This window comes from Symploca atlantica LB2515, assembly GCF_052546295.1.
On record NZ_JBQWMT010000001.1, the window covers coordinates 4,230,333 to 4,252,069 of the forward strand.

The 21,737-nt window shown below is 44.2% G+C and carries 16 protein-coding genes; 8 read left to right on the forward strand and 8 right to left on the reverse strand.

What is annotated here, in order from left to right; translation table 11 throughout:
* Positions 1-62: 62 nt before the first annotated feature.
* Positions 63-1,586 (reverse strand): C-3',4' desaturase CrtD, encoded by a 1,524-nt coding sequence (gene crtD, locus ACT7WV_RS17645; protein ID WP_445104132.1) that lies wholly within the window; start codon positions 1,584-1,586, stop codon positions 63-65.
* 85 nt (positions 1,587-1,671) lie between these two features.
* Here crtD and ACT7WV_RS17650 point away from each other — a divergent pair, with 85 nt between their 5' ends.
* The 4 genes from ACT7WV_RS17650 to ACT7WV_RS17665 all read left to right on the forward strand — a co-directional run bounded on the left by ACT7WV_RS17650 (position 1,672) and on the right by ACT7WV_RS17665 (position 6,905).
* The gene (locus tag ACT7WV_RS17650; protein ID WP_445104133.1) at positions 1,672-2,964 is read left to right on the forward strand and encodes a M16 family metallopeptidase; all 1,293 of its coding nucleotides are present in this window, start codon (positions 1,672-1,674) and stop codon (positions 2,962-2,964) included.
* 121 nt (positions 2,965-3,085) lie between these two features.
* A complete protein-coding gene (locus ACT7WV_RS17655; RefSeq protein ID WP_445104134.1) occupies positions 3,086-3,961 on the forward strand; it encodes a fructosamine kinase family protein in 876 nt (291 codons plus the stop codon).
* Positions 3,962-4,077: 116 nt separating this feature from the next.
* Entirely contained in the window at positions 4,078-6,258 is a 2,181-nt protein-coding gene (locus ACT7WV_RS17660) for a DEAD/DEAH box helicase (RefSeq protein ID WP_445104135.1), read from the forward strand.
* A 494-nt stretch (positions 6,259-6,752) separates the two neighbouring features.
* A complete protein-coding gene (locus ACT7WV_RS17665; protein WP_445104136.1) occupies positions 6,753-6,905 on the forward strand; it encodes a hypothetical protein in 153 nt (50 codons plus the stop codon).
* 47 nt (positions 6,906-6,952) lie between these two features.
* Here ACT7WV_RS17665 and ACT7WV_RS17670 read toward each other — a convergent pair whose 3' ends face one another.
* From ACT7WV_RS17670 to ACT7WV_RS17680, 3 genes are all read right to left on the reverse strand, one after another.
* Positions 6,953-7,660, reverse strand: a complete 708-nt coding sequence (locus tag ACT7WV_RS17670; RefSeq protein ID WP_445104137.1) for an ROK family protein — start codon at positions 7,658-7,660, stop codon at positions 6,953-6,955.
* A 72-nt stretch (positions 7,661-7,732) separates the two neighbouring features.
* Positions 7,733-8,638, reverse strand: a complete 906-nt coding sequence (locus ACT7WV_RS17675) for a S1 RNA-binding domain-containing protein (protein WP_445104138.1) — start codon at positions 8,636-8,638, stop codon at positions 7,733-7,735.
* A 64-nt stretch (positions 8,639-8,702) separates the two neighbouring features.
* Positions 8,703-9,455 (reverse strand): dienelactone hydrolase family protein, encoded by a 753-nt coding sequence (locus ACT7WV_RS17680; RefSeq protein ID WP_445104139.1) that lies wholly within the window; start codon positions 9,453-9,455, stop codon positions 8,703-8,705.
* 868 nt (positions 9,456-10,323) lie between these two features.
* Between ACT7WV_RS17680 and ACT7WV_RS17685 the strand changes: the two genes are divergently transcribed.
* Positions 10,324-11,310 carry a GntR family transcriptional regulator gene (locus tag ACT7WV_RS17685; RefSeq protein ID WP_445104140.1) on the forward strand — a complete coding sequence of 329 codons (987 nt, stop codon included), beginning with the start codon at positions 10,324-10,326 and terminating at the stop codon, positions 11,308-11,310.
* A 341-nt stretch (positions 11,311-11,651) separates the two neighbouring features.
* Here ACT7WV_RS17685 and ACT7WV_RS17690 read toward each other — a convergent pair whose 3' ends face one another.
* From ACT7WV_RS17690 to tig, 4 genes are all read right to left on the reverse strand, one after another.
* Complete coding sequence (locus ACT7WV_RS17690; protein WP_445104141.1) at positions 11,652-12,509, reverse strand: alpha/beta fold hydrolase; 858 nt, start codon at positions 12,507-12,509, stop codon at positions 11,652-11,654.
* A 167-nt stretch (positions 12,510-12,676) separates the two neighbouring features.
* Positions 12,677-14,017: an ATP-dependent protease ATP-binding subunit ClpX gene (clpX, locus tag ACT7WV_RS17695; RefSeq protein ID WP_445104142.1), complete on the reverse strand. Its 1,341-nt coding sequence runs from the start codon at positions 14,015-14,017 to the stop codon at positions 12,677-12,679.
* Positions 14,018-14,032: 15 nt separating this feature from the next.
* Complete coding sequence (clpP, locus tag ACT7WV_RS17700; protein WP_445104143.1) at positions 14,033-14,722, reverse strand: ATP-dependent Clp endopeptidase proteolytic subunit ClpP; 690 nt, start codon at positions 14,720-14,722, stop codon at positions 14,033-14,035.
* Between the two features lie 546 nt (positions 14,723-15,268).
* The gene (gene tig, locus ACT7WV_RS17705; RefSeq protein ID WP_445104144.1) at positions 15,269-16,711 is read right to left on the reverse strand and encodes a trigger factor; all 1,443 of its coding nucleotides are present in this window, start codon (positions 16,709-16,711) and stop codon (positions 15,269-15,271) included.
* A 567-nt stretch (positions 16,712-17,278) separates the two neighbouring features.
* Between tig and ACT7WV_RS17710 the strand changes: the two genes are divergently transcribed.
* From ACT7WV_RS17710 to ACT7WV_RS17720, 3 genes are all read left to right on the forward strand, one after another.
* Entirely contained in the window at positions 17,279-18,328 is a 1,050-nt protein-coding gene (locus ACT7WV_RS17710) for an aspartate-semialdehyde dehydrogenase (RefSeq protein WP_445104145.1), read from the forward strand.
* A gap of 46 nt (positions 18,329-18,374) precedes the next feature.
* Positions 18,375-19,280, forward strand: coding sequence for a 4-hydroxy-tetrahydrodipicolinate synthase (gene dapA, locus ACT7WV_RS17715; RefSeq protein WP_445104146.1), 906 nt, complete (start codon positions 18,375-18,377; stop codon positions 19,278-19,280).
* Positions 19,281-19,609: 329 nt separating this feature from the next.
* Positions 19,610-21,373, forward strand: a complete 1,764-nt coding sequence (locus ACT7WV_RS17720; RefSeq protein ID WP_445104147.1) for a ribonuclease J — start codon at positions 19,610-19,612, stop codon at positions 21,371-21,373.
* The last annotated feature ends 364 nt before the right edge of the window (positions 21,374-21,737 follow it).

The window sequence follows — 21,737 nt, forward strand, 5'->3', positions numbered from 1 at the left end:
TCCGCTCAAGGGCATGCTTATTACTTATTACCCTTCGCTCCGCTCAAGGGCATGCTTATTACTTATTTCACCGATGCCTCAATCTGTCGCACTGCTGTAAGGGCAGAGTAACTAACTCCAGCAGTACCTTCCCCCGGATGAGTGGAATCTCCCACCAGCCAAAGGGATTTAACAGGTGTGCGAGTGGCAAACCCGAACGGCCCAAATGTTGCCACTCTTTGACCAATTCCACCCACAATACCCTGCTCACGTCCTGTGTAGTGGGCGAAGGTGCGGGGAGTAGCTGCTTCTTGGTGGATAATCGTCTCCGGTTTTAAGTAAAAATAGTCAGCGAGACGAGCGATCGCTTCTTGGCTATACTGCTGCTTTAATGTATCGTAATCTTCTCCAGAACCCTGCCACCACTTTGCGGCGTCGGTAAAGGAAGAAGCGGTGATTGTGGCTTTACCCTCTGGTGCGCGTCCATCTCCTGGCTTACTAACTGAGACAAATAAAGAGTTATTCTCTCCGATGGGACCAGAGTAATCATAGAGAAACTGGAGATGGGGTGGACAAGCCTGGGGAATAGCACTTTGGTCAACACCCAGATAGATAACAAAGGCACCTGATGCTGGTGGTAATTTGGACACCCGACGCTGATAACCTGCGGTTGCTGCCTCTCCTAAGAGCTTCACGAGGTTTTGTACGGTGACATTGGCAACTACTTGATCAGCCGATTCTGTCCAAACTGCGCCCGTTTTCTGGTTGCGAATCCTAATACTGCTGGCTTTACCGTCTGAGACTTCTATTTGTTCGACTGTGTGGCGCATTAGTAGCTTACCACCATATTTTTCCAGGGCTGCCACCAAGCGATCGCTTAGTGCTTGCATACTACCCTGGAGATGAAATAACCCTTGCGGTTCCTGGGAAACACCTAGTGCTGTGGCTGCGTACAGCAATGCTGTCTGATCAGCATCTACCTGGGAATAAAGCTTGAGTTGTAAATCCAAAAAAGTTCTCAGCCGCTGATTCTCATAAAGTCCATATCTGCGTAAAGCATCCCCTACTGTCGTGAAGGTAAAGGGCAGGGTAATCAAGGTATCGGGACGAACCGCCGAGGTTAGTTGCCACATATCCCATAAACTACGAGGTGGTAATACTGGGTCACGAGCTTGAAATTTCCAACTAGCATTGAACAAGGTGGTCATCAATTGCCAGAAAGGTTCACTACCTGGGAACTGCCTTTGTCGTTCTTTTTTCCATTTTTCTGGGTCACGCCAGATATTAATTGGTTCTGTCTCGCCAGGAAGAAATACGGCACAAGCCGGGTCACAGGGCGTTGCTGCTGGTAAGTCAATCTCTAACTCGTCAAAAATCCGCCGGTGAATGCCACCCGGTTCTAAACCAGCTACCTGGGTAGCACCAACATCGAAGGTAAATCCACGACGCTTAAAGGTAGAAGCACATCCTCCAGGTACTAGGGCTTGGTCAAGCACCAAGACGCGATAACCGCGACAAGCCAATAGCGCGCCAGCAGTTAAACCACCAATTCCCGCCCCAATCACAACTATCCGAAACTTGTCGCTACCGCTTCTACCACTCAACATTGATGAAGTGCTGTTATCTTAACATTACTTATCATAAACCTTCTCCCAGTAAGATAGAGAGTAATAGCATCAAAGCAAATCAATAATGACTTCAACTCTGCTCAAAAATTTGACTCTCAACTCCCCGACCATTAAGAAGCTTCCTAATGGTCTAACCATCGTGGCAGAGCAGATGCCTGTCGAAGCTGTCAGCCTTAATGTTTGGACTAACGTCGGTTCTGCTGTTGAACCCGATGAGATCAACGGTATGGCTCACTTTCTAGAGCATATGGTCTTTAAGGGAACGCCACGGATAAAAAGAGGCGAGTTTGAGCAGCTAATTGAAGAGCGGGGTGCGGTGACTAATGCCGCCACTAGCCAAGATTACACCCACTACTACATCACGACGGCTCCCCAAGATTTTGCTCAACTTGCACCATTGCAACTAGATGTAGTGCTTAACCCCAGTATTCCTGATGATGACTTTGAGCATGAACGTTTGGTAGTTCTAGAAGAAATTCGCCGCTCAGACGATAACCCCAACCGCCGCACCTTTAGAAGGGCGATTGAGACAGCTTTTGAGAAGCTGCCTTACCGACGACAGGTACTCGGGCCAGCCTCGGTGATTGAACAACTCCGACCCCAGCAAATGCGTGATTTTCACGCCAACTGCTATCAACCTAACTCAATGACAGCAGTCGCCGTAGGAAATTTGCCGGTTGAAGAATTGATTGAAATTGTGGCCGACGGTTTTACTCGGTTAACTGAGGAACGCCATCAATCCCTAAACTCTCAACCCTCACCTTTGCCTACATCTGAGCCTGAACCGGCTTTTCCCGGAGTTGTTCGCCAGGAATACGTGGATGAAACCTTACAGCAGTCACGGCTGGTCATGATTTGGCGCGTGCCAGGGATGACACAGTTAGAAAAAACCTACACACTAGATGTTCTGGCAGGTATTTTAGGTCATGGTCGTATGTCTCGGCTGGTACGAGATTTGCGAGAAGAGAGACAACTTGTTAGTCATATTGGGGTTAGTAATATGACACAGAAACTTCAGGGTTTGTTTTATATTTCTGCGCAATTGCCAGCAGAGAACTTGGCAGAGGTAGAAGAGGCAATTAGACAACATATCAGCAAGTTGCAAACAGAAATAATCGCAGAAACTGATATTGCTCGTATTCGTACACAAGTTGCAAATCGGTTTATTTTTGGCAATGAGAAACCCAGCGATCGCACGAGTTTATACGGCTATTATTATTCACAATTAGGTGATTTAGCTCCAGCACTAGGCTACCCGGCTCGTATTCAGTCTATCAATGCCGATCAACTCCAGAAAGCGGCTGTAGAGTATTTATCTCCGGATGCTTATGGCATTGTTACCGTCAAACCAGCTTAGGTTTAGAGAGAGGAAGATAGGGGGGGGTAGAGAGACTCAGGACTCTGCCCTACTCTGGTAGGGTGAATACTAATTGCAACCTGCTGGAAACTACCGACTATCTAATAATCTAAAATCAAAAATGTGGACAGAAATTACTAACCAGATTAGCCAAGTAACTGGTCAAGCATTTGAGATTAATCATCGCCGGTCTGTAGGTGGTGGCTGTATTAATCAAAGCTATGCCTTAATTGGCGATACTTGTACTTACTTTGTCAAACTCAGCCAAGCATCTCAAGTGCAGATGTTTGAGGCTGAAGCACTTGGCTTAAAGCAAATGTTTGCAACTAAAACAATTCTGGTGCCAAAACCGATTTGCCTGGGTACGGCTGCTGATTCTGCTTACATTGTCTTAGAATGGCTGGAATTGGGTGGTAGCAAAAATACTCAAGTTTCTGAGGAAATGGGGCGTCAGCTAGCAGCAATGCATCGGGCAAAACTTCCCCAAGAAGCTGAGGGAAAGTTTGGTTGGAACCAAAACAACACAATTGGTTCGACACCACAAATTAACACCTGGAATAGTAATTGGGCAGAATTTTTTACTGAACACCGTTTAGGCTATCAGTTCCAACTAGCGCGGCGTCATGGAGGGCATTTTTCTCAGCAAGATAAATTACTGACCCTAGCACCAAAACTGCTGGATCATCAACCTCAACCTTCTCTGGTACACGGTGATTTATGGGGAGGAAATGCGGCAGTTACGACATCAGGAGAACCTGTCATTTTAGATCCTGCAACTTATGTTGGCGATCGCGAAGTTGATCTGGCAATGACGGAATTATTCGGTGGATTTCCTGCTGCTTTCTATCGCGGCTATAACGAAGCGTGGCCTTTGGATGAAGGTTACCAGCGGCGCAAAACTCTTTACAATCTATATCACATTTTGAACCACTTTAATTTGTTTGGTGGTGGTTATAGTTCGCAAGCTAACCGGATGATTGATCAGATTTTGAGTTAGTTTTAGATATAACCTAACAAAAAAATTCCGCATTCTGTGATTTGAGCTGACGATTGGGGAACTCTATATCTAGTGCTGCTTTAAGCGGTTGCTTGTACTAGAGAGAGTAAATCTACATGTTAGCTATCGAAATAGATCAGGGTCGCAAGTTTATCACTACTGAGGCAATTGGAGAAAGTGGAGCATCAGGTGAGCAAAAGGTGTGGGATGCCACCAAGAACGCCTTTTCAGATCACAACTGTATTGCCTATTGGCGCTACCCTATTTTCTCTAAGGTGGGAGAGATTCGTAAGGAGCCTGACATTCTTATTGTAGATAGAGAACTCAGTTTAATTGTAATCGAGGTAAAGTCTGTTACTTTTGACCAAATTGTGGCGGTTGATGGTCATTTGTGGCAGTTCCAAAACTTTTACGCTAATGAAGGTAATCCTTATGAACAGGCTGAACGTCAACTGCGGGTACTGATAGCATACTGCGATCGTGAAAAACTAATTTGGCGTCAAGTCACTGGCAGAGCAATGGTTGCTTTACCCCTGATTACTCAAGAACAATGGCAACAGAAGGGTTTTGATCAATTACCTAGTTGTCCGCCAATTATCTTTCAAGACCAGTTGGGTAAGGTTGGTTTTTTTGAGTGTATTCAACAAGCCGCGCCTGTCGTTCCTGGGGAAGATCTAAATGATGAACAGTGGAAGTTACTTAAGGCGGTAATTAGTGGCACCCCTGTTCTGCGCCGCTCTCCCCGTACCCTAGTTTCTACTAATGGTAAGATGCGTGCTGAGATTGTGGCAACTTGCTCTGAGCATCTCTATGAATTGGATTTGCAGCAGGAACACATTGGCAAGGAAATTCCCCCTGGTTTTCAACGACTGCGAGGCATTGCGGGGTCAGGAAAAACTGTGTTGCTGTGCCAGAAAGCCGCCCATATGCACTTGAAACACCCAGATTGGGATATTGCTTTGGTGTTCTTCAGTCGTGCACTATATGACATGATTATTGGACTAGTGGATCGTTGGTTACGTCGTTTCAGTAATGGCGATATCCAGTATGACCACCAGCATAATCGCAAGCTACGAGTGCTTCATGCTTGGGGATCTCAGGAGCAGGCCGGTTTATATGGCACAATTTGTAAGTTGAATGGCACTAAAGCAAAGTCAGCGAGAGACACAACTCAAAAACAGCCGAACAGAGCATTAGCTGAAATTTGTAAACGACTGTCTGAAGAAATCAAAATTGAACCAACCTTTGATGCAATTTTAATTGACGAAGGACAAGATTTAGTATCTGAAGATGACCTAAAGTATCAAGACAAACAAGCAATTTATTGGATGGCGTATCAAGCCTTACGACCAGTTGAACCAGAACAACCAGAGCAAAGACGCTTAATTTGGGCTTATGATGAAGCCCAAAGTCTTGATACACTGAAAATTCCGACAGCAAAAGAGTTATTTGGCGAAAATCTCAATGGATTATTATCCCAGGGTTCGCAATACAATGGTGGGATTAAAAAATCAGAAGTGATGCTGCGCTGCTATCGCACCCCTGGCCCAATTCTCACAGCGGCTCATGCGATTGGAATGGGACTGCTACGTCCAGAGGGTATGCTGACAGGAATTACCAGAAAGCCAGATTGGGAAAGAATTGGTTATGAAGTCACAGGTAAGTTTATTCCTGGTCAACAAATCACTCTCCATCGACCTTCAGAAAACTCTCCAAATCCTGTACCTGAGTTATGGGGAGAACCAGTATTAGAGTTTGAAACTTATGGCTCCCGTCAAGAAGAAATGACGGCTTTATCCGAGAAGGTTATGCATAACCTTTATCATGATGAGCTCAAGCCTAGTCGTGAAATTTTGGTGATTATTTTAGGCTCAACTTACGAGGCAATGGAGTTAGAAAATCAGGTAGCTAGTTTCTTAATAGAGCAAGGAATTGATATTTATATTCCTACTGCTTTAGAATTGAATGAACTCAAACCCCAGTGGCCACATATTGATCATGATCGTTTTTGGATGGAAGATGGAATAACCATATCTCGCGTGCCTCGTGCCAAGGGAAATGAAGCAGATATGGTTTACGTAGTTGGCTTTGATAATGTTGCCAGAAATGAGAGTGAGGTGAGTCTACGTAACCAGCTATTTGTTGCTTTAACTAGGTCACGAGGTTGGGCAAGTATCAGTGGGGTTGGTGACTATCCTATGTATGAAGAAATGCGACGGGTGATTGAGAGTGGAGATACTTTTAGTTTCACCCATAAGCGACCCTTGAAGCGCGATATTGGCGAGAGAGAAGATTAATTTTAGGTGATCTTTTTCGGGGCAAAGTATTCGCACTATAATTTACAGCTATATTCTGGATATTTGTATAGGAATACTTTGCTTTTTTTTGCAAAAAAAAACTTCTCAAAGTTAATATTTTTTCCCACCTAAGAGTAGTGTAATTTGCAAATTGCTTTTAAAACTTGCAACAATTCGATGGACTGCTCAGGTCGAATTAAGCTTAGTTCCGGAAATAATTGATAAGTGGGCTGACTACCTGATTGAATATAGGCAAACTGATAATTCATCCCGTTGGTGCTAAGTCCCCAAATGCCTGATTATGATTCTAACTTTTTATAGTCGTAGGTCAGTAGTTGAGGCAAATCTTCTAAGGCATTAACAATAGTATTTTTAGTTTCAATTAACAAAAAAAAAGTAGTGGTAGCTTTTTTTTTGTCGATATCGAGCTCAATCAAGTCAATTATGCTGGGTTAGAAATACTGCGTTTCTTGGCAGCACAGGGGGAAGAAGTGATGGTCAAAAGGAAAGCTCTATTACCCCTATTTCCTGATAACTTAAATACTGTTCTTAATTTACTTTCTAGACGCCAATTAATCGAGCGAGTAGGCGACGGCTACCGCTTCCAGGTAGAGTTAATCCGCCGCTGGTTTGCTCAAAGTCGATAGAAAATAGAAATTTGAACTTTACAGCTCAATTAACCATTTTCCATTTACTAATCTCGCCACAAAGCAATACCACCCAACAAGCCATTGACGTTATTCACAATTTTGACATTGGTTGGTAACTCAAAGCTGATATTTGAAACCTCACCACCGCTGATATAAAGACAATCGTAATTAAAGGCATGCTCAAGAGAAGCGATCGCTTTTTCTAAACGACGGTTCCAGGTTTTTTTGCCCTCTTTTTTCAGTGCTGCACGCCCTAACTGTTCTTCGTAGGTCTCACCTTTGCGAAAATTATGGTGGGCTATTTCTAAATTTGGCACCATTTTTCCATCGACAAACAAAGAAGTGCCAAAGCCTGTACCCAGGGTAATTACCATTTCCACCCCCTGACCAGAAATTGTTCCCAATCCCTGCACATCGGCATCATTTGCCACACGTACTGGCTTTCCGACACGTTCAGAAAGTACGGTGGCTAAATCAAACCCGTGCCAACCGGGATCTAAATTTACTGCTGTATGAGTCACACCAGCGTGTACTACACCGGGAAATCCCACCGATACACGCTCAAAATCACCTTGCAGTGCTGCTAACTGAACAATCGCGTCAGTCACGAGTTCCGGGGTGGGAGGTTGGGGTGTTTTGACGCGGCAGCGTTCTGTTAAGGGATTGCCAGTTTCATCCAAGACCATTACCTTAACACCACTGCCACCAATATCTACAGTAAGAGTTCGCAGTGATCCATCTTCTTGAGTCATCAGATATAATTTCTCCTGTGCGATGCTCGATATCAGATTTTCTTACCAGTAAATGTGGCAGTGGTGCAGTTACTACTGTTGCAATACTTTAGTTCGAGCACGTTCTGAACGCGCTTCGGCACTAGCCATTACCTCAGCCATCTTCTCCACCATTTCTCCTGGATAATTTTCTAAAACCCTGGTAGAGAGAGAAATTCGCCCCTGCCCTTCATCTAAGTTAACAATCATTGCCTTAATCGGCTGACCCATCTCGAACATTTTTGAGAGATCCTGAATGAAGTTTTGGCTCACTTGCTTAATATGCAGTAAGCCGGTGCTACCACCAAAATCAATAAAGACACCAAAGGGCTTAATAGAAACAACGCTGCCTTCTACTAGTTGACCTAGCTCTAGTTGGCTGAAACTCTCAGCACGGCTGGCTTGCCGCTGGGAAAGCACTAACTTGTCGCGATCGCGGTCAGCTTCTAGAATAGTTACCGTCAAGCTGTGACCGACCAAAGATTCTAAGTCATTTCGCTGACTTAAATGCGATCGCGGCACGAACCCCCGTAAACCCTGCCAATCTACGGTAACACCGCCCTTATTCACGCCGGAAACGCGCACTTGCAATGATTTATTATCATCTTGTATTTCTACCAACTCATCCCAAACGCGCTTAATTTCCAGTTGACGCCGCGAAAGCGTTATCTGACCCTCAGCGTCTTGCTCCCGAACAATGAGAAAATCCATTTCCCCTTGCAGAGGCAGTAGTTCAGCTAAATCCCCTGTCGTTTGCAAGGAAACTTCCTGAAACGGAACATAAGCTAGAGACTTGCCGCCAATGTCAATATACGCGCCATCGCTTTCGTACCTATAAACCTTGCCGCGTACTACTTGCCCCTTTTGAAACTCGTAGTCGTGTTGTTCCAGGGCTTTAGCAAAATCGTCCATAGAAAAGGACACTTTGCTTGTTTGAGAACTAGTTGATTCTGAATTCATGACAATTAATCACTTGAAAAAAGAGCTAACTACCCGCTCACAAAAAGAGGTGCGGGACGAAGCTTTAAGACACAGGGGAGAGTTCTTTGTGAAATAGCTGCTTTACTTTCTCCCAGGCATCAGTTGCCGCAGTCTGATTGTAGCTAGCGCGTTGGTCACAAAAGAAACCGTGCTCAGCTCCATCGTAACTAAAGATGTGGTGCTTGATTTGGTGTTTTTCGAGGGTAGCTTCAATCTCGTCTACCTGTGCTTGGGGAATGCTGACGTCTTCCTTGCCGAAGAAGCCATAAATCGTACCACTAATCTCTGATGTTCTACTCACAGTTGGCTCACCACCCCCCGGAGTCATCGTGGTAATACCAGCGCCATAAAAGGAAGCTGTGGCTTTAATCTCTGGTAGGGTAGCGGCTAAATAGGCAACATGACCGCCAAAACAGAAACCAATACAACCCACAGTGTCATCTTGTAACGGCGTTTCACTTTTCAGGTAATTGATTGCTGCTTGGATATCACTGAGTAGTTCGGAAGCTTTGGTTTGCTCTTTATACTGCCTGCCTATTTTAATGTCCTCAGCAGTGTAACCCGTTTCAAAGCCAGGGGCTTGGCGTTGATATAGTGCCGGTGCGATTGCTATATAGCCTTCTTTGGCAAACCTTTCTGTGACATCCCGGATATGAGAGTTCACTCCAAAAATTTCTTGCAATACAACTACTCCTGGAAAAGGCCCCTCACCTAATGGCATTGCCAGATAAGCTGGAATTTCCACAGAATTATTAGTTACTTTGACGAAATTGGTAGAAATCTTTCTATTTGCCATGATTAATTTTGAAGATTTTGTTGCACTCTTTTGAAGTTAACTTAATTTTATAATTGCGATAATTTACTCCAGAATTAGGCGGCAAATAATACTTCGACTTTTAACTCTAAAATACCTCAATTATTTTCGCAGATCCAGAGTTCTATCTAACTATTTTTGCTTATTGTTGATTATTTTTTGGTTCTTGGTTTAGACCATAAACTCAGAAAATGACTACTACAAATGCAACAACAGGTAGGGCTAATCGCGAAAAAATTATGCAATTATATTCAATTAATTGACGCATTACTTTGTTTTCAATTACCTAGTCAATAGCTTGCTAACTGCCTATTTTTAGAATAAAATATCTGATAGAATCGCGTCGATTTTTTCTGCAGTTTCTCCAAATAACTCTAACTAGTAAACAGTAAACGAGTTTTTAACTTAAGTCTACTCAGAAGCGAAATATAATAGTAATATAGGGCAAAAATTTACATAAGTGGTCGTCAAAAGCGTGCTGTCTTGTCTAACTTTTACTACGTGGCTCTGAGTGGTTCAGGTAACTCATCTTATTTTGCCAAAAGTCTGGGGTAGAATCCGGAATCCTCAACTTAACTCTAGTGGTTCAGGGTAGTTCTACGTAAATGAGATGTTCTCCGTCGAGAGAATTTCGGCGAAAGGGCAGCGTGGATAAATCATTACACTCTCATGATTAACATCGGTTATGATGCCTGTTGGTAAGATGTCGATGTTTTAGTTAGCGATTTACCTAGGAAATCAATGTCTAGTCAAGATAAATTTAATAATGAGAGAAAATATTGATTATTAATGTACCTATGGTGGAAATTCCCCTTTTATTAGCTTACCGGAGTGCTGTGGAGACTCTGTGATGGTAAAGTATCATATTCAGCAAGACAGTGAAATCCCTGCATCCAAGCAGTTATTTGACCAAATTCAGTTTGCGATCGCTTCCCGGCAATACCCCCCTGGAGAAAAACTGCCCAGTACTCGCCAGTTAGCAATGGAGACTGGTTTGCACCGCAATACGATTAGCAAGGTTTATCGGCAGCTTGAAGAAACGGGGTTGGTAGAATCTTTGGCAGGGTCAGGGATTTATGTCAAGGCACAGGGTCATGAAGGCGGCACGAAACGTCAATCTCCGATCCTTGATGAATACCCCGAAGCTTACAAAGTTGTGCAACAGAGTCTCGACGAACTACTAGGGCAAGGTTGCTCCCTCAGCGAGGCTAGAGAACTTTTCTTGGCAGAAATTGACTGGCGTTTGCGCTGTAGTGCGCGGGTATTAGTCACAGTTGAGAATCGTGATTTGGGGGCTGGTAAGTTAATGGTGCACGAACTAGAGCATTCCCTAAAAATCCCTGTGCAGTTAGTGCCGATGGAGGAACTCTCAGAAGCCCTGGCTCAAACCAATTCTGCCACAGTAGTGACTAGCCGCTATTTTATTAGAAAAGCTGAGGAAATTGCGGCACCTAAATCTGTTCGTGTCATTCCCCTAGATATCTACGACTACGCTAAAGAAATTCAGTTGGTTAAAAGTCTCCCCAAAAATAGCTGTCTAGGAGTGGTGAGTCTTAGTTCTGGTATTTTACAGATAGTAGAAATTATTATCCACAGTTTGCGGGGTGATGAGCTACTACTGATGACAGCCCAGGTTATAGACACTTATAAGCTGAATGCTCTAGTTCGCTCTGCCCAAACAGTTATTTGCGGTGATCAAACAAGTTATCCAATTGTGCAAGAGGCAATTCAAGCTGCCAGAGAAGATTTAATTCGTCCTCCCAAGATAGTACTCAGTGGGAATTATATTGGCGACAAGTCGATTAATTTGCTCAAACGCGAATTGGGTTTAGGGTAAGTAGGTTGGCTTAATATTTATCGTTGAGATAAGGCAGGAGGCAGCAGGGAAGAGGCTGTTAGCCTATGAAGTAATTTAAAAGCATAAAAGCACCTCCTCAAGAAGGCGAAAGTAGTCGCCTCAAAAGCAATGTCCCTACTCACTGGTTCCCACATTTTCCACTCTAGAGAGCGACTTCACAAGTAGAAAACTGCAACAACTATCAAGTTTTTGCAAAACCTACCCGGAGGGTTCGTGTTAGGCACTGGAATAAGAAAGTAGTAGATGCACCCTGATCAACCCCCTGGATGTTACCATCTGGGGGTTTCTTCATTATTATTTTCGTTCTGAATTTTAGTTTTTTACGCTTGAATAGGGTAATTAACGCCCAAAAACTCCCGCACCCTTTCTAGATAAATTGCTGGTGCTTCTAGCATCGGGAAGTGAGCTGCACTAGGTACTTCAAAATACTCAATTTTTTCGCTAAGTTGCGCTGCTGTGCGCCCCATTTGCGCAGGAATAATCCTATCATATTCCCCGGACACTAAAAGGGTAGGTACGCTAAGCTGAGCGAACTCCTGAGGCATCACCTCGGCTGCATATTTACTAACAGCCGTTAACATCGTACCCAAAGCTGCTTCGTAATCTGCTAATAAGTAGTCCTCTAAAAAAGCACGACTAACAGTAGCAGGCAGGGGACGGTACAAGAATCGCTTCATGAATAACTTATCAGCAAAGGGAATCGCCCCTAACCAGCTAGGACGTAACTTAACAACATAGCCACCGATTTTATGGAAAGCGGCAAAGGATTTCTCCTCGTATTCAAAAGCACCGCTACAGGTCAAAATTGCTCGTTCAACTCGCTCTGCATAACGATTGAGAAACATCGCCGCAGCTGATGCTCCTAAAGAATGGGCATTGATACAGACGCGATTTAGTTTTAGGGCGTCTAGCAATACTGCCAAGTCTTCAGCATAGTCTTCCATTTCATAGGTAATTGGCTCTATCGGTTCTGGCGGTAACCGTGAGCGACCAAACCCTCGTAAATCGTACAGCAAACAGTCAAACGCTTCTGAGAGAGCCTGTGCTGTGCTTTCCCAATAGCGTGCAGAGCCACCCCAACCATGGATGAAAACCATTACAGGTCGATTCTCGGCTGTTTTTGGTCTTTTAATCCATTCGTAGTAGTGGTCAACACCCCGAACTTGAATGTAAGGCATTTTTCGTCCTTTGCCTATCAAAGATTACAAGTTGCAGGTTAATTGGAGTTACTCGCTGTAAGTTTCCTCTAACTAACCTTCAACTTTAAACCCGATAACTTTTAACTCTAGAAAACCATCAATTTCCCTATTCAAACTTCCAACCTTCAACTTAGTGACATTAGCAACTAAGCTGATTCTGGCTTCGGTAGAGAGGAAGGATGCATCAGCAGTTCTGCTGTTGAGCGCTTCTCTACCATCTCTCGCGTAACTGTGCAGCGAGTGACGTCCTTACGGGAGGGCAACTCATACATGATGTCTAACATTAATTCTTCGACAATGCCTCTTAACGCCCTAGCACCAGTTTTACGGCGATAGGCTTCTTGGGCGATTGCTCGAATTGCTTCTACTTTAAACTCAAGCTGCACGTTGTCCATTTTTAGCAGCTTCTGATACTGCTTCACCAGTGCATTGCGGGGTTCCGTTAAAATGGCGACTAGTGTTTTCTCATCCAGTGGTTCTACTACTGCTACCATTGGCACACGACCAATGAACTCTGGAATCATGCCGAATTTTACCAAATCATCCGGCTCTAAGTATCGCAGTAAGTCTGCTGCTCGCTTTTCTTTAGTTTGACCTTCTCCCGGTTGAATAAAGCCTATTGACCGCTTACCAATGCGCTGCTCTACTACCTTATCGAGACCAACAAAGGCACCGCCGCAAATAAACAATATGTTGCTGGTGTCAATTTGAATACAGTCTTGGTAAGGATGCTTGCGTCCGCCTTGAGGTGGCACATTGGCAACTGTTCCTTCCAACATCTTGAGCAAGGCTTGCTGAACACCTTCGCCGGAAACATCCCTGGTAATTGAGGGGTTTTCGCTCTTGCGCGCTACTTTGTCAATCTCATCGATATAGATGATGCCTTGCTGGGCTTCCTCCACATCAAAATCAGCTACTTGTAGTAATCTCAATAAGATATTCTCGACATCTTCCCCTACATAGCCAGCTTCTGTCAGCGTTGTAGCGTCTGCCACGGCAAAGGGCACTTCTAATACCTGAGCCAAGGTCTGAGCCAAAAGCGTTTTACCACAACCTGTCGGACCAATTAGCAGGATGTTGGACTTTTGTAACTCTACTAATTCTTCTGCGGCTGGCTTGTTCTGATTCTTAGACTGTAAAAAACTTAGGCGCTTGTAGTGGTTGTAAACTGCTACTGAGAGAACTTTTTTTGCCTCGTCCTGACCAATTACATGCTCGTCAAGATGCTTTTTGAGTTCTCTCGGTTTAGGCATCTGATTCAAACATATTCCTTCAGCGCGAGTGCGACGCTTCTGGGGGGGTTCCGAACGAGGTACTGGCTGGGGAGCCGGAGAGCCCGAATCAAGTAACTCTTCATCTAAAATTTCGTTACACAAGTCAACGCACTCGTCGCAGATGTAGACTCCCGGCCCGGCAATTAACTTGCGTACCTGTTCTTGAGACTTGCCGCAAAACGAACATTTTAGATGTGAGTCGTATTTAGACATAAGAAGCCTCTTATATTAATTAGGAGTAGCAGCAGCTTCTGAGCTGGGAAGGTTTTGCCGACAGATCACTTGGTCAATTAGACCATAGTCTTTGGCTTGAGCCGCCGACATGAAGAAGTCGCGCTCAGTATCCTCTGTAATTTTCTCCAATGACCGACCTGTATGATAGGCCATCAGCTCATTGAGTTGCTGCTTGTGATATAGAATTTCTTTGGCTTGAATCTCAATGTCTACCGCTTGTCCCTGAGCACCGCCAAGAGGCTGGTGAATCATAATCCGAGAATTAGGTAGTGCCATCCGCTTGCCAGTAGCTCCACTTGTTAGTAGAAATGCTCCCATGCTAGCCGCTAAACCAAAGCATATCGTAACAACATCTGGGCTAATCTGCTGCATGGTGTCGTAAATTGCCATGCCTGCTGTTACCGAACCCCCTGGAGAGTTGATATATAACTGAATATCTTTTTCTGGATCTTCAGCTTCTAAGTAAAGCATTTGAGCAACAATAGAGTCTGCTACGGCGTCATCTACTTGTGTACCCAAAAAAACAATGCGCTCCCGCAACAGCCGCGAGTAGATGTCAAACGCCCGTTCTCCTACACCGGACTGCTCTACCACCATGGGGACGATATTGCTGGGATTGCCAGAGTAAATCGACCGGGTATTCAAGCTGGTTAATTGATAATCAGGGAACTGGGATTGCAGCATAAGGAAACTGAAGGCATCGTAGTTTATTTAGCAGTGGTACTGTCTAGATCATCACAGAGAGCTTTGTTAAGCTAAATCTCTCTGTGGCTGAGACATCCTCAAAGTTATATTTAGCACGCTTTTAGTCTAGCGAATATAGAAAACAAGTAGTGTTTTTCTTGGTTATTAGCTTACAGGTAGTTACTTAAACTGATAAGTATGTTGAACAAAGGACTAGTCAGGACTATCAAGTAGCGAACTAAGTAACCTCAATTACTAAGGTAACTTAGTTCTCAATCAACTTAAACCGTTAGCACTTTTACATTTTTTTCAGATTTTGCCGCTTAATACAGCGATATTCAAATAAATTTAGCGATTATGTTAATGATTATTATGCCTTAACTTGCAGAAGAACTAGTTTGCGCTGTTATTAAGAAAAAGGCGCGAGACAGCATGCTCTTCAATGTGAATCGCGCCCGATCTGGGTTTATTTAGCTAAGATCTAGCCGATGGATGGCAGGGCTAGGTATGCCATCCGTGGCGTTAGTAGGGCATGGAGGTATCAGCTCATTGCTCGGTGGAGGTTTCAGCTGTAACATCTATTGTTTGGTCAGCTTCGTCTTGATCTGTATCCTGGGTGGTGATTGCTTCTGCCTGAATTTCTTCAGCTTCTGTTGCTTCTTTTTCCAGGGAGCCTTTGGGAACTAATTCAACTGTGGCATGTTCTTCAAGCCATTTTAGAGCTTTCTCTTTCAGCAAATCAGACTCGACGAAATCCTGAACTCTTTGAAGATCCACATCTTGCCCAGCAAACTGCTCCATCAACTCTTTAACTTTATTTTCAATAGCTTCTGGTTCAACAGTGAGAGATTCACGCTTGACAATTTCTTCAAGAGCCAAAGATTGCTTGAGGCGGGCAATGGCATCGGGGCGTGATCGCTCTCGCAACTGCGGTACTGTTTCGGCGTTAAATAGCTGCCGCACATCTATCCCTGAGTTTCCTAGCTGAATAGCTGTCTGGGTCAAAATTTGCTCGACTTCCCGTTCAATCATGGTTTCGGGAAGATCAATTTCCACTTTTTCGAGGAGTGCCTCTAGTAGTGCTTGCTCTTTACTTGCGTTTGTTTCCTGCTCAGCTTTCTCGCTAAATTGCTTGGCTAAAGATTCGCGCAGTTCTTCAAGAGTTTCCATGTCACTGATTTCTTGAGCGAAATCATTATCTAATTCTGGTAGCTCTTTTTCTTTGATTTCTTTAAGAGTAACGGTGAAAACTGCTGTCTTACCTGCCAAATCTTCTCTGGCGTAGTCTTCAGGAAACTCTACAGGCACTTCTTTGGTTTCCTCTGGACTCATGCCCACAATTCCTTCAATGATCTCTTTAATAAATCTTCCTTCTCCTAGTTCAATTTGAAAGTCATTTGCCTCACCATTAGGGATTGGCTTTGCCTCTTCTCCCTCAACAGTTTCGGCAAACTGACCTGAATAATCTACCACTGCCACATCTCCCATTTGTGCAGGGCGTGATTCCACAGGAATGAGAGTTGCTTGCTGAAGACGACGCTGTTCTAAGAAATCATCTACAGCTTCAGGTTCAGGCTGAGTTTCTTCAGCTTTAATACTTAAGCCACTGTAATCCCCTAAATTTACTACTGGTGGAGCATCAACCGAGGCAGAGAAAATCAGCGGTTCTCCTGGCTGAAACTGAGTCAGCAACTCCTCGAATGAAGAGAGTAGTTTGTAGTTTCCTAGGGTTTCAATTTTTTCTTGCTCGATCGCTTGTTTGAGACCATCTTGAACCAAATCTTCGATAGCAGCTTCTTTAATTTTTTGGGTGCCAATACGCTGTAGCAAAATCTGACGCGGCACTTTTCCTTTGCGGAACCCAGGAATATTGGCAGAGCGAGAAAGGTTTTGCACGACCTTTTCGTAGGCCTTTTTGGTCGTTTCGGCAGTAATTTCAATTTCCAGGCCGATCTGGCTAGAGGGGAGCTGTTCCTGAGTGACTTTCATGCTTGTTTTACCTGCTTAATACCCTGTCTCCTTGGTGAGCCTAGAGGAAGCGGGGTGGGGTTTACCGCTTCCGTCACGAAAATTGTCCGTTTTTAGTCAACAACCGCTCTAGCGAGAAACGGAGCCGAAAACTCATAGATTACCTACAGCCTATGTTTTATAAACGTGGTAAGCTAGACTTGCAACTAGTAAACATCTAGCACCTTTTCCCTAATGCCTGGGAAAACATTGGCTAGCCTGTTCCTCTGGTTTACGTATCTAAATGATAGTACAGGGGGCGCGGAGCTTGGTCAACGCGCTGAGTTTGAGATTGACTCTCTAATATAGTTTAAGCTTGTAGTTTAAGCGGAGCGTCCTGATTACACAGCGCACGGCAGTGCAAAAACTAAATGACAGTTTTAAGATAGGTAATAATTATTAACTTAATGGGAATGCATACTTGAGCAGGTGCGCTACAGAAACCAAAGTTAGTAAAAAATCAAACTTAAGAATATTTAACCGCTCTTATCTTAAAGGTTCCAACAAGTCATTATTAAGAAACTCTATTTTTTTGAGTAAGTGGAGGAAATGCCTTTGTCTTCTCAGGTTAGCGTTGCTATTTTAGGCGCAACGGGTGCAGTAGGCACAGAGTTGCTCGAATTACTGCAAACTCGTAACTTTCCTATAGCTGATATCAAGTTTCTAGCCTCGTCCCGTTCTGCGGGGCGCATAGTTTCATTCCGAGGTGAAAAGAAGCCAGTAGAAGTCGTGGGAGAAAATTCTTTTGATGGCGTGGATTTAGTCTTGGCATCTGCCGGAGGAACGATATCAAAGGAATGGGCAGCCAAAGCAGTGGCAAAGGGGGCCGTGGTGATTGACAACTCCAGTGCCTTTCGCCTGAATCCCCAAGTACCTCTGGTGATTCCTGAAGTCAATCCAGGAGCAGCAGCAACTCATCAAGGTATCATTGCCAATCCTAACTGCACGACAATTCTGATGGCAATGGCAGTATGGCCGCTGCATCAATTGCAGCCTGTGCAAAGAATTGTGGTAGCTACATATCAGTCAGCTAGCGGTGCTGGGATGAGAGCAATGGAGGAAGTTAAGGCGCAAGCAAGGGCTATTCTACAGGGTGAAGAGCCACCAACAGAAAGCTTTCCTTATCCTTTAGCTTTTAACCTTTTCCCCCATAACTCTCCCTTGAATGACCAAGGATACTGCGAGGAAGAAATGAAGATGGTCAACGAAACTCGTAAGATTTTTAACACTCCTCAATTGCGAGTATCCGCCACCTGTGTCAGGGTTCCTGTACTGCGGGCCCACTCAGAGGCAATTAATCTAGAGTTTGCGAAACCGATGCCAGTACAGCAGGCAAAAGAAGCTTTAGCCAATACCCCAGGAGTGCGCATTGTCGAAGACTGGAAAGCTAATTATTTTCCTATGCCCATAGATGCTTCTGGTAGTGATGAAGTATTGGTAGGAAGAATTCGTCAAGATCTTTCTCACCCCTGCGGTTTAGAACTGTGGTTGAGTGGAGACCAGATTCGCAAGGGAGCAGCCTTGAACGCTGTACAAATTGCGGAGTTGTTGGTAGCTAAAAACTGGTTGCAACCAGCAAAAGCAATGGTTTCTTATTAAAATAACCGGCAAGATACAAAAAATGCCAAGGAGGAAGTAAAAAAGGGTGGTCAATTTTGGACGTGTGCTAACGGCAATGATCACGCCGTTTAGAGAAGATGGCAGCGTGAATTACGATCTAGCAGAGCAGCTAGCAGCCCATTTGGCTGAAAACGGCACTGATACCCTTGTGGTTTGTGGAACTACGGGGGAATCTCCTACTCTGAGTTGGGATGAAGAGTATCAGTTATATCAGGTAGTGCAAAAAGCAGTAGCAGGCAAAGCCAAGGTGATCGCTGGTACTGGTTCTAATTCCACAGAGGAAGCAATCATTGCTACTCAAAAAGCTGCTAAACTGGGTTTAGATGGATCATTACAAGTCGTTCCTTATTACAATAAGCCACCCCAATCGGGACTATATCTACATTTCCAAGCGATCGCACAATCGAGTCCTGATTTTCCCTTGATGCTCTACAATGTACCTAGTCGTACTGGTCAAAATTTACTGCCAAGCACGACGGCTCGCTTAGCAGAAATTCCCAACATTGTGGCAATCAAAGAAGCGAGTGGAAACTTAGACCAGGTAAGCCAAACTCGGCTACTAACGCCACCTGAGTTTGTCTTATACTCTGGAGATGACTCTTTTACTATAGCCATGTTGGCAGTTGGAGGCGCTGGTGTAGTCAGTGTTGCCAGCCACCTAGTCGGCAAAGAGCTGCAACAGATGATTCGTGCCTTTGAAGCCGGTCAAGCCAAAGTAGCCACAGAAGTTCACCTCAGGCTTTTCCCTCTATTTAAAGTTCTGTTTTCTACCACTAATCCCATCCCTATCAAAGCAGCACTGAAACTGCAAGGTTGGGATGTTGGCTCCCCTCGCTCGCCATTATGCGATCTGCCAAGCGAGTTAAAAAAAGAGTTAGAGGATGTTTTAGTTGAACTTTCTTTAAAGGAAAGTTTCTCTAATTCCAATTAGACCTAGATATTAGTACAGAATTTCGTATCTTATGAATCACTTCTGAGGACTAACAAATTACACATATTTGAGCCTATTAGTTATCTAATGTGCTAACAGTTAGAAAATAGACCAAATAAAGAAGCACAATTTTTTATCTTAAATTCCTCCCCGCTGCTGATACCGGAATAATTACCGGTTTAAGAGGAGCAATTGTGGGAAGTTTTTTGATTAACTTAGTCACAGCTTAAGGCTTTTTGTAAGGATATTTAGTGCATTCTACTTACCTCCTATAACTGACCGAAGTTTGTAAGACCTAACCAACAAAATCTCAAAGAGAAATACATCAAATGATCAAGAAAAAATCAGCACCTTCTGTAAAAATCCTTCCCCTCGGTGGACTTCACGAAATTGGTAAAAACACCTGTGTCTTTGAGTTCAACGATGAAATCATTCTCCTAGATGCAGGAATTGCTTTTCCCACCGATGAAATGCATGGGGTCAATATTGTCTTGCCCGATATGACCTACCTACGAGAAAATCGACACAAAATCAAGGGTATGATCGTTACCCACGGTCACGAAGATCATATCGGCGGTATTCCTTATCACCTGAAACAGTTTGACATTCCCGTAATTTATGGTCCTCGTCTGGCCATGGCACTATTGCAAGGCAAACTAGAAGAAGCTGGTGTTACTGACCGCACTTGCTTGAAAACCGTTGGCCCCCGTGAAATGGTGCGAATTGGTTCTTATTTTGTTGCTGAATTTATTCGTAATACTCACTCGATTGCTGATAGCTTTACTGTTGCGATCCACACACCAATTGGTGTAATTATCCACACAGGCGACTTTAAAGTTGACCACACACCAGTTGATGGCGAATTCTTTGATTTCCAAAGGTTGGCGGAACACGGAGAAAAAGGCGTGCTTTGTCTACTAAGTGATTCTACCAACGCCGAAGTTCCCGGACACACACCGTCAGAACGCTCTGTTTATCCCAATCTTGATCGTGTTATCTCGACATCCCCAGGAAGAGTGTTGGTCACCACTTTCGCCTCATCAGTTCATCGACTGAATATGATCCTGGACATAGCGCAAAAAAATAACCGGGTTGTGTCTGTAGTTGGTCGCTCAATGCTGAATGTCATTGCCCATGCACGCAATCTCGGTTACATTAAATGCCCGGATAGCATGTTTGAACCGTTGCATACTGCCAACAGTCTACCGCCAGAGAAGGTACTAATCCTGACAACGGGTTCTCAAGGTGAACCACTAGCAGCAATCACCCGCATTTCCAACGGTGAACACCGTCAAATTAAGATCCGAGAAGGCGATACAGTCGTATTCTCGGCTAATCCTATTCCAGGAAATACTATTGCTGTCGTCAATACAATTGACCGATTGATGAAGCAGGGTGCCAACGTTGTCTATGGACGTGATAAAGGAATCCACGTTTCCGGGCACGGTGCACAGGAAGACCAAAAACTAATGCTGGCTTTGACCAAACCGAAATTTTTCATGCCAGTCCACGGAGAGCATCGCATGCTGGTTCAACACGCAAAGATGGCTCAAGCGATGGGTATCCCGGCTGAAAATATGGTGATTACCGATAACGGGGATGTGGTGGAATTAACCGAAGATAAGATCAGGATTAGTTCCCAAGTAACATCTGGTATTGAGCTAGTTGACCGTACTGGTGTTGTTCATCACAAAGTACTCCGGGAAAGACAACAACTGGCAGGTGATGGCGTAATGACCGTAGCAGCTGCTCTTGGCTGGGATGGCAAACTGCTTGCTAAACCAGAAATCCACCTGCGGGGTGTCGCCTCAACAGTCGAAAAATCACTGCTGCAACAGTTAGTGAACAAAAGGATTGAAAGGACATTAAGCGAACGCTGGACAGAATTTGCTAAGTCGTCTGGGGGTGATGAGCAAATTGATGTTGATTGGGTAGGCTTGCAAGGGGAAATAGAACGAGATCTTGATCGTTTAGCCAGACGGGAACTTCAAAGTCGTCCCCTGGTAGTCTTCTTGCTGCAACGCCCTGAAGAACAACCCACTAAAACAACAGGCAGACGCCGGCGCTCAACTGCGGCGAAGGTAGCTTCCTGAAGTTTAAGTATCCTCTGCTAGGGGCTTGAGATTTTTAGAAAGCTAGGTCAAGACTGACTGATAACATCGGGAAACCTTCCGTTGTTAGAAGCAGTCTTTTTTTTTGTGTCGTTCGTCACTTAATCAGTTATCCTAATAACGTTGATCAGTTATCCTGATAAGTGTTGCTAGTAAAACCCAGTGACAAATCGGTTAAATTCTAGTAGAGCTTCTCAGATCTAAGCTGAGTTGTTTCCGGCAGCAACGCTATAAGTTGCTAGCCAATCAATAAAACTAGGTTCGCACTTTTACCATAAATAGATTCGTTTTTTTGACTGACTAAGCATCGTTGATGCTGGCTTTTATACCTCATTAATCCTCTTTT